Source organism: Chroococcidiopsis sp. CCNUC1, assembly GCF_023546805.1.
GTDB classification, from domain to species: domain Bacteria; phylum Cyanobacteriota; class Cyanobacteriia; order Cyanobacteriales; family Chroococcidiopsidaceae; genus Chroococcidiopsis; species Chroococcidiopsis thermalis.
Genome location: NZ_CP097480.1, coordinates 3679121 through 3692195 on the forward strand (window position 1 = coordinate 3679121; position 13075 = coordinate 3692195).

The window sequence follows — 13075 nt, forward strand, 5'->3', positions numbered from 1 at the left end:
TTTGGCATGGTGAACCCGTTACGACCAGGAAAGTCTAGAGGCGATCGCGCCTATTAGCACGATCAATCCTAACGCCCGCCGGAAGTAGTTAACACCTTGGAACAGTTCCAGCCACGCCCAAGTGAACAAGGAGCCAAAGGCGAGTGCGTCTAGCCCTGTGTGGATGTTGCCAGTCGTGGGAATCAAATTGAGTAAAGTTGCTGCTAGCCAGACCAGAATCGGCAGATTGGGCTTTTGAGCAATAACAATCTCGCCCTGGCTGTCCCGAAAAGTACGGTTGAACAAAGTGTCTTCCATATCGGTGAAATGTAGGTATGATTAATGAAGTGTACTGTAGGCACTGGCTCACCGCTCATCCACCAAAAGATTAGTGTTTTCGAGAAAAATACTCAAAGAATCTAAATAGTCAAAAATCTCTGGTTTGTTGAATGAAGTGATACAACGAGCGATCGCTTCACTCGTCGATCATCTAAGATAATTGCTTCATTAGCGTAGGAAATGTTTATTTCAGAACTCCCACAATGTTAGATGGGTGTGGTAGCAGTCGAATGTTCTTCTGCATCTGCGATTATTTTGACTCGTTGCAGATCGCGGAGCAACCGAAAACGTCGAATGCTTAGAAAGAGTGGATTTGCATGATAATATGCCCGCAAGTAGATTTCAATCTTTTCTATTACGGAAGTATTAGACAAGTATTCCTCGATCGAGGACTTATACCCTGGCTCAATGCCACCTGTTTGCCAATATATACCCAGACCAATGCCAAAAATCTTATTGGCAAAATCGATCGTAACTGGAAATTTATTTCGCATCCAGTAAGCAGTTAAAGTTAAAATTCTGGCTTCAACTTGTTTCTTATTACCATGAAAAAAATCTAAGGTAAAAGCATTATTCTCATGCACCTTCTGAATAGCTAAGTCCTCATTTAGAAAGTATCCAGACGACAATGCTAAAGCTGTAAATTTGATGTAATGATCTCCTAAGGAGATCTTTTGAGCAACTGGCATTGGTAAGAGTTGTTGAAGCAGCGATCGTTGAAAACAAAGTCCTGATGTTGCAGGAACAAAATATGGTAATTTTCCTTGCCGTACCTGTTGTCTAAAGTCTACTTTGTGGCTAGAAATGCCATCAGGATCGCTTCTTATAACCGTATTTTTACTGTAATCAAGCAACTTGAGAGGGTGATAACACCAACCAATATCTGAATTTAGTTGAAAAATTTCTAGAATTTTTTCTACCTTCGTTCGGTCAAAAGCATCATCGGAGTCTAAAATGCAAATAATTTCACCTTTGCTAGCAAGAAATCCTACATTAAAAGCAGAAGCTTGTCCGCCATTTTCTTTGAAAATTGAAATAATTCGATCGCCGTATCCAGAAATTACATTAGGAGAATTATCAGTAGAACCATCATCAACTACAATTACCTCAACGTTAGAATAAGTTTGGTTAAGGGCGCTGTCAATCGCCTCTCCTAAAAACTGACCGTAATTATAGTTATTAATAAGAATACTAACTAACGGATTTGGTACAAAACTACTGAATTTCGTTTCCAACATTACCTCCTAAACATAATGATATCAATGTATTCCCAGCACATAAGTTGCAGGCACTAGTTTATAGACATTTTCCTACAGCTACTTTAGTTTCTCTGCTTACAGATGCAAATGGGTTTAGAGATGATAAAGTAATAGTGAAAAGACTGCGATCGCATTTCCCGGTTGCAAATCAAATATAACTGCGAATCTCGACACGTTCGGTAGCGCGAGTGAGCGATCGAGCAGTAAGCACACCCATGAGGTGAGTGCGATACTCTGCCGAGACGTAGTTGTTAGAAAGGCTATTCAGTTCTTTGCTAGCTTCCTGGCTGATAGACACGCTTTCTGTCGCCAGATTAGCCGCAGCCGCAATGTTTTTTGTTGTCGGTGCTTTGCCCTCCAGTGCTGCCTCGACCTGACGCAGACGGATAGCACGAGCATGAGCGCCAGTAACAGCCACACGGCATTTACTCACAATACCGCTGGACGATCGCCTAATCAAGGTCGCAATGCCACAAATGGTATAGCCACTGGCTGGGTGCTGGAACTTTTCGTAGGCACTATTAGTTCCGGTAACATAGGGTGGCAGATCGATCGAAGTGACGATTTCACCAGGCTCCAGCCCCATATTGAAAGAGGCGTTGATGAACTCTTCAGCCGGAATCGCACGATGACTGCTTGGACTAATCGTGTTGAACGTTGCTTCTAGAACCAAAGCAGCGGCAGGTAGATCGCAGGCTAAGTCATGATAGGCAAAGATGTCACCGATTCTGCCCCAATTGCGGATCTGAGCATCTCCAATGCTCAACGCTGCTTCAGCCAGAGCGCGATAGTTTTCCTTGACCTTGAGAGCATTAGCGGTTTGGGCATAGGTAGTCATGACACCAATTTGGACGACACCGTTCGGATCGCGATTGAGTCCAATCCCTTGCAAACCTTGAATTTTCCCTAAATCTACTAGTAGTAAGGGGGAAACTCGACCTAGCTTCATTTCTCTCAGTAAGCTGTGACCCCCGGCAAGAATCTCTGTTCCTTCGTTCTCTTTTAGCAGATTTACCGCAGCTTCCAGAGTTTCAGGTGCAGCGTAGTCAAATTGAACTGGAATCATGTGACTTTATCCATTATCAGTTGTTCTGCGTTAGTAGAAAAAATCAAGTGGGAGTAGAGGAGCATTCTGTCCGTAACCCACAACTAACGATCTCGCGATCGCCCTACTCAAGAGTCATTATTCCTGGGAGTTTCACGCATCACCCGCCAAACTTTTTCCGGCGTTACAGGCATATCGATGTGAGTGACCCCCAAGTCGGAAAGAGCGTTACAAACAGCGTTGACGATCGCCGGAGGTACAGCCGTAATGCTGACATCACCTGCTCCCTTTGCTCCCAGCGGGTTATGAGGAGTAGGTGTGACAGTGCGATCGAGTTCAAACTTTGGTAACTGCGAAGCTTTAGCGATCGCGTATGTCGTAAATTCGTCCGTCAGAATTCGTCCGTCGCGATCGTATACAGCCTCCTCAAACAGGGCTTGACTGATCCCAAAATGGATATTACCGTGTGTTTGACCATCTACAATCATCGGGTTTCCCACATTCCCGAAGTCATCTACCGCTACATAACGAACGACTTCAACCTGACCAGTTTGTTCGTCAATTTCGACTAAGGCAATGTGAGTGCCGAAAGGATAATTAAAATCTGGCGGATCGAAGTAGGCGATCGCTTCCAAACCAGGCTCCATACCCGCTGGTAAATCCCAAGCGTACCAAAGCGCCAGCGCAATCTCCTTTAAAGTTTTGAACTGCTCGGGCGCACCTTTAACATAAAATTTACCTCGATCGGCTACCACCTCTGACTCTGCCACTTTGAAGATGTGGGCTGCCATTTGACGTGCTTTCTCGTCGATCTTTTGGGTAGCTTTGTACACTGTCGCTCCTTCCACGCTGAAGGAGCGCGAACCATAGCTTCCTTGTGCATAGATAGTACCCTTAGTATCGGAGTGCAGCACTTCAATTTGCTCCAAGTCAACACCAAGCTCCTCAGCGATAATCTGAGAAAAAGATGTCACCTGTCCCTGACCGTGAGGTTGTGCGCCAGTAATAAGAGTGATATCACCCGTTGGGTGAACGCGGATATGCGCGCTTCCCCAGGTACTCCCATTCAAACCTATATCTCTAGCCATTAGGGGACAGGGACCAACACCTGCGATCGCTACATATGAACCAATTCCAACTCCGAGACGTTTGCCGCGCGTTCTAGCTTCCGCCTTCCGTTGTGCGACGTTGTTGTAATCGATCGTCGCCAGAGCTTTATCGAGCGCTACCTCATAGTTGCCAGAGTCATAAGTCCAGCCCAGACCGTTTTTATAGGGAAACCGATCGGCAGCAACCATATTTTTACGGCGTACTTCAGCAGGATCTATACCAATACGCTGTGCGAAGAGATCGACCATACGCTCGATGAGGAATATTGCCTCAGCACGACCAGCACCCCGAGCCGGACCATTGGGAACGAGGTTCGTGAACGTACAGTAGACTTCATAGAAGGGATGCGCGATCGCATAGACTCCCGTAATGCTGCAACCTGTGAGGATCGCGGGAGCGCCTGGACCATTCGTAGCTGGGTAAGCTCCTAAATTAGCGTAGTTAGTGCAATGAAGGGCAGTAATCTGACCGTCTGTCGTCCCAGCTATAGTTACGTACTGGATTTGATCGCGAGCTTGCACTGTAGAGCGGGCTAAGCCTCGGCGCGTGTCAACCCACTTGACAGGCTGACCTAGCTCCTTAGATAAAAAAAGTACAAGAGCCGTATCTGGGTAAAGATAACCCTTAGAACCAAATCCACCGCCAATATGGGGAGCGATGACACGCAGCTTGTTGTAGGGAATACCCATCACGAGTTGAGAGAGCAGAAAGCGGTTACCATGAGGAATTTGGGTATTCGTCCACAGGGTGTACTCCTCAGTCTCAGGGTTGTAATCGCCGATGGAAGCGCGGAGTTCTACGGGGTTATGGATCGCTCGTTGGTAGCGAATTCTTTGCTTGACAACCACCTCAGCGTTGGCGATCGCCTGCTCCGTCGCCTGTTTATTCCCGTGAGAGATGTACTGGTTGAGATTGTTGGGTACTGTGTCGTGTAGTTGAGGTGCATCGGGCTGAAGTGCTTCTTCTGCATTAACGACCGCCGACAGCGGCTCGTATTTCACCGCGATCGCTGGTAGGGCATCATAGGCTTGCTGACGGGTTAAGGCTACCACCACTGCCACAAATTCGCCAATGTAACGAACCCTATCTGTAGCCAGAACAGTTTGGGCTCCGGGTAGTCCGTAGGGGTAGGAGGGAAAACGAGATTCTGCGCCACCAGGATTCATGATGCACGGTAGGGGCAGAATGGAACTAGTATCAGCTCCAGTAATCACCCGTACAACTCCAGGCATTCGCTCTGCGGCACTGGTATCTATACTTTGGATCAGTGCATGACCGCGATCGCTGTGCAAAATTGCCATGTGTAGCATATTAGGCAGCGTGATGTCGGCTGTAAACTTGGCTTCCCCTCGCAAAAGTTCTGGATCTTCGCGTCGCTTAACTGATGTCCCTAAGATTTTGTTAGCCATGCTGCTCCTCTTTGACGATCGTACTTAATTTGTTGCCGAGATCGCGCTTGCTTCTATCTCGCTCACCTTACTGGACGCTATATCCCCCATCGATCAGCATATTATGTCCGGTGACGAAGGAAGCTGCTTTTGAACACAACCACACCACAGCTTCCGCTACCTCCTCTGGTTCGCCAACACGTCCTACGGGATGCGCTGCTGCAAGTTGAGAAACTATGTCTTCAGTGGCACTATTCAACATATCGGTATTGATGGAACCGGGACTCACGACATTGATACGGATACCAGATTTGGCATACTCTATCGCTGCCGATCGCGTTAAAGCAAGGATTCCGCCTTTAGTCGCAGCGTAAGCGGCATAGCCCGCAAAAGCAACAATACTTGCAGCAGAAGCCAAGTTCACAATCGCGCCACTCTTCTGTTTGAGCATCGCTGGAATTTCGTACTTGAGACAAAGCCACGTTCCTTTGAGGTTTACGTTGATATGACGATCCCATTCATCTTCTGACACATCGGTGAGTAGACTGGATGCCGAGATAACACCAGCGCTGTTGCAAGCGCAGTCTAAACGACCGTAAGTATCCATAGTTTTGTTAACCAGCGCCTCTACTTCAGAAGCCTTTGACACATCAGTTTTGATGAAAAGGGCTTCACCTCCTGCCTCTTGTATGCGACGCACGGTCTCCTGTCCCTCGGCATCGCGACGGCTGGCAGCCACGACTTTCGCTCCAGCGCGTGCAAACGCAAGTGCTGTTGCCTGACCAATACCTGATGAAGCCCCAGTAACAAGCGCGACTTTTCCAGACAATCGATCTGTCATGCTTTTTGCTCCTTCTTGTCAGTTAAATTGCTGCATTCAGCTCTAATGATTCTTGCGATTGGGTTAGGGAGTCGATGTCGTATCTTCTGGTGTAAGCTGAGACATCGAACTCAACGCGCGATCGCCCCGAGTCACCACATGGGGTTTAGCACGGAGGAAGCCTATATGGATAAAACTAGGTTTTTTAAAAAAAGGCACTAAGATTGTGGAGATCCAGCGCCACTGCTAACTCTAGCAGTAACTGTGCGGATCTCCTCTTAAAAAGCTACAGGAGATCCGCAGTCGATCCCCCAACCCCTGCAAACTCCGGGGCTTTATGCCTCCCTTTTTAAGGGAGGTTAGGAGGGATCGTCGAGATCGGAAACTTCAAGTGCGTAACTCCTGAGACCTCTATTTTTTCAGGAAAATAGGTGTCTGTTTGTAATGCTGCATTTCATCAACTGACTTAATGTAAGGAGATACCAATTGAAAAAACTTTGGGAAATACGGACTATTCCGAAAACCCTGCATATGACCTTCAATGGAATCCCAATCAATACGAAGAATGTAACGATTTGGTTCCTCTACACAATGAGCCAGCTGATAGCCCAGACAGTTAGGAGATTCTGCTAAATATTGCTGCGCCTGTTCGTAAGCAGATTCAAAAGCACTTTCTTGACCGGCAGGAATGTTGTACCTAATGATTTCAATTACCATGAGGCTTTCTCCATAGATGGATTCAACTTGTACGAAAAAGAGCGTAGCGCGTTAGAAATGTAAGTTATTAACTCAATTGACAGTACTTGTACCCCCACCGTCCACTCGGAGGTTCGCACTGTTGATGAAATCTGCAAGGGGGCTTGCTACATAAGCAACAAGATTTGCGATGTCTTCAACTCGTGCCAAACGACCGACTTGGTTGTACCAAACCTGAGCTACTCGATTCGCCTGTTCTTCCTTTCGACCGTGTATGACAACGATCGCGCCTTCCCCAGCCAGCACCTTCGCAATGCCCTCACCAATACCGCTACTACTACCGGTAATCAGCGCCCGCTTGTCACGTAGCTGTAAATCCATAAACTTGACTCACAAAAAGTATTGTTTGTCGTTTGACTGTCTTACATTAAAGACTGCTCCTCCTAAAAAATGCAACTTTAATTTAATTTGGGGAATTTTGGCAAGTAACTATACTGCCTATACAGATGTCCTCGCGATCGCACTTGCCAAACTCTTTTACCCCCAATCCCGATTATTTTCAGGTGTGCCAACTTCTAGGCTGGAACTTTAACTTTGTTTAATTTCTTAGCAAAGGCTTTAGCTACCGCATCAGAGGAATAAGGATTCTGTCCCGTGACAAGGTTGCGGTCTTCTACTACGTGCGAACCCCAGATAACATTGGCTTTCTCGTAAATACCACCCAACCGCTCTATCTCAAACTGTAGTATGAAGGGTAGCATCCCTGCTATTGGTGTCACTAGTTCTTCTTCGTGGGAGAAGCAGGTCATGCGGTAGCCCTCAAACGGCCAGCGACCTTCGGGGGTTCTCAGCGCTAAAATTCCGCTTCCTCCGTGGCAAACAGCTGCTATTGGCTTGTCCAACTCGATCGCCCAACGGAAGAGTTGTGTCATCGCATCTGATTTCGGCATATCCTGCATCGCACCATGACCTCCACTCAGGAAAATACCATCGTAGGCAGCGACTTGTGCTTTGGTAAAGTCATCCAAATTCAGGGGTTTTTTGAGATCGGATGATTCCTCAATAAACTTGATAAACTCTCTGGCTTGCTCGGAGTCATTGACCTGCGATCCTACTGGTCTGACGTATGGCATGAAGTTCGGATCGATGCTGGTTTTATCCACGCTTGGCGTAAGACCACCTATAGTTGCTACATCAACTTCATATCCCTCTTGTTTAAAGATCTGATAAGGGAGGACAAACTCCTCAGCCCAAAATCCCGAAGCATGTTTCTCTCCAGTTGATAGGGTGAGAGTAGCTGAGTTGGTCATTAGTATGAGAATCTTCATGGTATGAAATACACTCCTTGGTATTTACAGTTGTCAATAAGTGCAGCAAACAGTTTAGTGAATATCTGCGATGATTCGATCCATACAGCGTTCTGCTAAAGCGGCGATCGTGTATGCAGGATTTGTACATCCTGTAGAGCCAGGAATCAGCGCACCATCGACGACATAAAGTCCTCGATAACCAGATACTTGCCCGTAGTCATCGCACGCTTTTCCTAGAACTGCTCCTCCCAGTGGATGGGCAGTGATAACGACATCAGTTTCAGGAGCGGGTCGGTTTGTGGTTGTGGGAGTATAAAATTTCATTTCCGTCATGGGTGTTTTGGTAGAAATGGCATTTTTACTGTCAAGAGTTTTGTAGGTTTTTTCTGTATCTACCATGAGTTGAGTTTCTCGGGGATAGTGTAACTTGACAGAATCTGTAGACGCATCATAAGTGAAGGTTCCACTTTGTGAGGGTAGACCTAAACCAAGACACTGTTGCGTTCCTTCAGGACTAGCCCAATTTTCAAGATTTATCAGTACTATCGGGCGATCGAGGTCATCGAAGTTTTCTAACACTGCACCTGCGGGTCCTCCTTTACCAGATACAGGTGGTAAATTTGAACGAGTAGCAATGGTATCGCCATTAGAACTCCAAAATTTACCAACGTAGTCATTTAGTCTAGGTAATGAGCCTGTTGCTTTAGCTTTGACCAAAAGTTTAGAAGTTCCCATAGACCCAGCTGCTAAAAACAAATAGCGACAGCGAAAAGATTTTTGTTCGACAACCTCTCCTGATTCATTTATTTGATGACATGAAACCCGGTAACCAGCTTCAGGGGTTTCAGCAATCTCTACTGCTACATGTAGAGGAAGTATTTCTACGAAACCAGTTTTTTCTGCTTGGGATAAGTAATTGCGATCCAAGCTTTTTTTAGCGCCGCTATTGATACCCCACCAATGGTCTCCGACAATAGTAGACTGTACTTTTGTTCCGTTAATTTCTTCCCGGACTATATTCCAATCAACGGCTAATTCTAGTAGATGATTGCGGAATCCTGCTTGAGTAGCATGTTGAATAAATAGCCGCGTCGTATCATAGTAAATAGTATTTAAAATATCTGGAGGAATTGGCGAAGGCTGTAAAATTGAATGGACGCGAGGGTAATAAACTGTATCCATTTCATCATAACTAATCGAACCAGGAAAAACCTTCTGGAATAACTCAGGAATGGGTTGATAAATAATACTGTTGTAAACTAATGACCCGCCGCCAACTCCAGCACCATTTAAAACAATAATTCCATCTTCAACTAAGGTTTCCATCACACCTGTATGTACGTCGATTGGCTGTCCGAATATAGTTGCTGGACTAAGCCAAGCGGCTCGACCATCAGGATTATGGGGAGTAGCAAAAGTATTTTGGGCAGGCGTAATTTGCCAACGACGACCTCGTTCTAGCACTACTGTATTGATGCCTGCTTGTCCCAAGCGTAAAGCTGCAACGGCTCCACCAAAACCACTACCGATAACAAGAGCTTCTACAGACTCATCATTTTTATGTAGTTTATGAACCATAAAACCTCCACATCACAATTTATGAGCTGTTGTGTATATATCTCGCATCAATAATGTTGCTCTTATTTTTTTCGTTCTAAGTGAATTTCCTTGGTCTCAATATTTCAAAGTTTAGACCTCACAAAATACGATAACAAGAGTTGAATTTTTGCAGCAAGGGCGCATTCTTTACACTCAAGTAGTTAATTGTCATTGCGATCGCAAGTTATCGCAGAATGTTTCTGAGTTTCATTACAATTTCTGTGGAATCAAACCAAATTTTTAGCGTGATGAAACACTTCTTCGCTGAGCCATTCAGTAGTGACTTTTAAATTGTGGACTGGTGTAGGCAGCATCTCCAGGTATGTTAGTTGACGGATTGCATGACCTATCCTACCTTTAACTTCGTGCTTGTTAAATATTTCGGCAGCAGCCTCTTGCGTACCCAGTTTCATCAACGTTCCGCGCAAGAATATGCGACTAGCCTTGGGTTTCTCACCTGCTGAAACAGCAACTAGGTTACGGGCGATCGCCTTCGCCTGTTGATAGGCAACCTGTGCCAGAGCTGGCTCAGGCTTGAGCAATGTCACGCAGTCGCCTCCAGCAAAAACTTCTGGATAGCCGACTAGGTTAAGGGCTGGCGTGACGAAGGGACGACCTTGCTTGTCGCGCTGCTCGTCGGGAATCGGGAGTTTTTTGACTAGCGGATTGATGGCTGTACCTGCCGTCCAAATCATCGTTTCAGCTTCAAGCACGGCAGGTTGGTCGTCGCGAGTATACTCCACCTTGCCTGAATCTAGAGCAGTGACAGCAGCTCCAGTCAATAGTTCAACTGGAACGACATGCTTTTGTAGAGCAGCATAAGCAGTCTCGCGCAAACAAGCATTCACATCACCAGAGAGAATATTTTGACTGCGATTCATCAACACTAGCCGGATCTCGTGAGGATTGCCTCCCAACGTGGCATACCAGTTAGGCAACAAATCCGCCAGTGTATTTGCCAGTTCGACACCCGTTGGACCTGCACCGATGACAGCAATTGTCAGTAATTTCTGGCGTAACTGGGAATCTTCAATTTGGCTAGCGCGTTGTAGAGATTGGCGTAAATGCTGACGTAGGGCGAGGACATCCAGCCCGCTGCGAAATGGGAAAGAGTATGCTTCAGCTCCTGGAGTTCCGAAGTATCCCACTGTGCTTCCTACAGCAAGCACGAGATGAGTGTAGGTATAATGCAAGCCAGAAGCCAGTTCGATCTTGCGTCCGGCTAAGTCAATCTGTTCAACGGTGTCTTGCACGAACGTCACGCCACTTCCTTGAAGTAGTTCCTCGTATTGGGGCCAAACCTGGTTTGCATCCATCTGCCCGTTGAGAAATTCAAATAGCAAGGGCTTAAAAACAAAACGCTCGGAGCGATCGATCAAAATTATTTGACCCTTATAGCCTAGATGACTCAGGTAAAGGGCAGTAAACAATCCAGTAAAACCACTACCCACGATCGCAGTTCGCAGCGTTGATTGGCTCATTTGACCTCCAAAGATGTACCAGATTGGGATGAAATCGAGAAGCTGAGCGGTAGCGGACGAAGTAAAAACTAAGCAGTCGATCGGTCCGTAGATCTTAGAATTAGGAGTGGCAATTTCGCTCTTATGATTAACTAAGATAGTAAGAATTACCAAGTCCGATCGCAAGGGTTGCTCTTTCGGAGCAAGTCTGTATTCTTTGTACAAAAGAAGTATGACAAATCGAGCTACTATAACAAACTTAAGCCGAAGCTTTTAAAGCCGATAAGTCTGTATTTTGTCATTTATTTTGTCATTAATATTTATAGCGATCGCCTGCGATCGTCAATTGAATTTGTTAAGAGCTGCTTGGCAAACAATTTGTTGGTTGAAATACTACTTAAACAATTGCCAAAACAATCTGGTAATACTTGTGAAACCCTTTATTCACTAAATTTTTTCAGCTTTTGCTCTGTACTGAGCAAAAAAAAACAAACTTACTCAGAAATATTAACCCTAGTGACCTTGCAGCCTCACTCTTAGAATGGGCGAGTATACATCGACCGTCAAACACGAGGCTCAATACTATCAGTGCGATCTCCTCATTGCTCAAATTCTTTTTTCATCTGCTTGAAACAGAAAAACTTTTTATTACTTAATCTTTTTTAATTCTTATTTACATTAGAAAAAAAGCTACGACTTTATTTCCACTTAATATTTAGCAAAAGATATCAAGTCAAAGTAAAAAAAGTAAAAGCATACTAATGGAAAATTAAAATGAAATACAACGCTTTACTAACAGTAAAACTACTAGGTGTAGCCCTTCTAGCTTCCACCTTCACTAGTGGCTGCAAATCGAGTACGCTTCCTGCTACAGCAAGCAAATCCCCTGCTGCTATTCCTGTCAAGTTGCAAACACTCAAATCTAGTTTAGTTCAAGATAATTCTGAATTTGTCGGAACGTTAGAAGCTGTCAAGAGAGTTGTCCTACAACCAGAGATTGAGGGTCGGATTGTCAAAATTCACGTCTCCAATGGAGATCGAGTTGACAAGGGAACGCCAATTGTACAGCTCCGCTCCGATCGCACTCAAGCCGAATATGCCAGTGCTACTGCTAAGGTCAACTCTGCTAGAGCAGTTAGCATCACTGCATTAGCGCAACTAAAAGCAGCAGAAGCTAACAAAATTAAAGCTGCATCGGAAGTAGAACTTCAGAAGATACAGTATCAGCGAGCCGAGCGACTAGTCAACGAAGGAGTACAAGCTAGGCAGCAATTAGATATTGCGCATAGAGATTTGAATACAGCCATTGCAGCCCTCCACGCTGCTGAAGAAGATGTAGAAGCTGCCAAATCCAGCTCTAATCAGATGAAGACTGAAATTAAGCAGGCTCAGGCAGAAGCAAATGCTGTTAATGTTTCTCTTCAGTACAAACAAGTGCTAGCACCGATCGCAGGCGTAGTTGGAGATTTTCCTGTCAAAGTGGGAGACTACGTTAATATTGGTCAAACTCTGACCAACATCACCCAGAACGACTCCGTAGACCTACGGCTCTCGGTTCCGATCAAACACTCATCTCAACTAAAATTAGGGTTGCCTGTAGAATTGATCGATCCCAACACAAATAAGCGCATAGCCACAGGCAGTATTTCTTTTATTAACCCTCAAGTCAACACTGGGGATCAAGCAATCTTAGCTAAGGCTCGCTTTTCTAATCGTAATGGTAATTTACGTGATGGGGAATTTGTCAAAGCAATAGCGATTTGGAACCAAAGCCCGGGAGTGTTAATCCCTACGGATGCCGTATTTACGATCGGCGACCAAAGCTTTGTTTATAGCGTTGAGCAACAAGGGAGCAAAACAGTCGTGCGGCAAAAGCCCGTACAGTTGGGAAACATCAAAGGTCAGAATTACCAGGTACTCAATGGAGTGAAGCCAGGAGAAAAGATTGCTATCACGGAAATTTTGAACTTAAGAGATAACGCCCCCGTTCAGCCGATAGCGTCTGAATCCTAAATTCTAAGCAATAGCTCTGTTCTACTGTCCCAACACTTCCACTGTCCCAACAATTAA

12 protein-coding genes are annotated in these 13075 nt (G+C 45.4%); 1 reads left to right on the forward strand and 11 read right to left on the reverse strand.

Going from position 1 to position 13075, the window contains the following annotated elements; translation table 11 throughout:
- Positions 1–18 precede the first annotated feature (18 nt).
- The 11 genes from M5J74_RS17130 to M5J74_RS17175 all read right to left on the reverse strand — a co-directional run bounded on the left by M5J74_RS17130 (position 19) and on the right by M5J74_RS17175 (position 11026).
- Entirely contained in the window at positions 19–297 is a 279-nt protein-coding gene (locus M5J74_RS17130; protein ID WP_015155288.1) for a hypothetical protein, read from the reverse strand.
- 227 nt (positions 298–524) lie between these two features.
- Positions 525–1556, reverse strand: coding sequence for a glycosyltransferase family 2 protein (locus M5J74_RS17135; RefSeq protein ID WP_250012583.1), 1032 nt, complete (start codon positions 1554–1556; stop codon positions 525–527).
- A gap of 169 nt (positions 1557–1725) precedes the next feature.
- Positions 1726–2643: a xanthine dehydrogenase family protein subunit M gene (locus M5J74_RS17140; RefSeq protein WP_250012584.1), complete on the reverse strand. Its 918-nt coding sequence runs from the start codon at positions 2641–2643 to the stop codon at positions 1726–1728.
- A 107-nt stretch (positions 2644–2750) separates the two neighbouring features.
- Positions 2751–5141 (reverse strand): xanthine dehydrogenase family protein molybdopterin-binding subunit, encoded by a 2391-nt coding sequence (locus M5J74_RS17145; protein WP_015155291.1) that lies wholly within the window; start codon positions 5139–5141, stop codon positions 2751–2753.
- 67 nt (positions 5142–5208) lie between these two features.
- Entirely contained in the window at positions 5209–5961 is a 753-nt protein-coding gene (locus M5J74_RS17150; RefSeq protein ID WP_015155292.1) for an SDR family oxidoreductase, read from the reverse strand.
- Positions 5962–6024: 63 nt separating this feature from the next.
- Positions 6025–6159 (reverse strand): hypothetical protein, encoded by a 135-nt coding sequence (locus M5J74_RS32785; RefSeq protein ID WP_256498145.1) that lies wholly within the window; start codon positions 6157–6159, stop codon positions 6025–6027.
- A gap of 192 nt (positions 6160–6351) precedes the next feature.
- Positions 6352–6657 carry an antibiotic biosynthesis monooxygenase gene (locus M5J74_RS17155; protein WP_015155293.1) on the reverse strand — a complete coding sequence of 102 codons (306 nt, stop codon included), beginning with the start codon at positions 6655–6657 and terminating at the stop codon, positions 6352–6354.
- Positions 6658–6729: 72 nt separating this feature from the next.
- Entirely contained in the window at positions 6730–7017 is a 288-nt protein-coding gene (locus M5J74_RS17160) for an SDR family NAD(P)-dependent oxidoreductase (RefSeq protein WP_250012585.1), read from the reverse strand.
- 194 nt (positions 7018–7211) lie between these two features.
- A complete protein-coding gene (locus M5J74_RS17165; RefSeq protein WP_106170415.1) occupies positions 7212–7964 on the reverse strand; it encodes a type 1 glutamine amidotransferase domain-containing protein in 753 nt (250 codons plus the stop codon).
- 54 nt (positions 7965–8018) lie between these two features.
- Positions 8019–9524 (reverse strand): GMC oxidoreductase, encoded by a 1506-nt coding sequence (locus tag M5J74_RS17170; RefSeq protein WP_015155296.1) that lies wholly within the window; start codon positions 9522–9524, stop codon positions 8019–8021.
- 248 nt (positions 9525–9772) lie between these two features.
- Positions 9773–11026 (reverse strand): NAD(P)/FAD-dependent oxidoreductase, encoded by a 1254-nt coding sequence (locus M5J74_RS17175; RefSeq protein ID WP_250012586.1) that lies wholly within the window; start codon positions 11024–11026, stop codon positions 9773–9775.
- Between the two features lie 753 nt (positions 11027–11779).
- On the opposite strand from M5J74_RS17175, the gene M5J74_RS17180 reads away from it, so the two are divergent.
- Entirely contained in the window at positions 11780–13018 is a 1239-nt protein-coding gene (locus M5J74_RS17180; protein ID WP_106168126.1) for an efflux RND transporter periplasmic adaptor subunit, read from the forward strand.
- Positions 13019–13075: the final 57 nt, after the last annotated feature.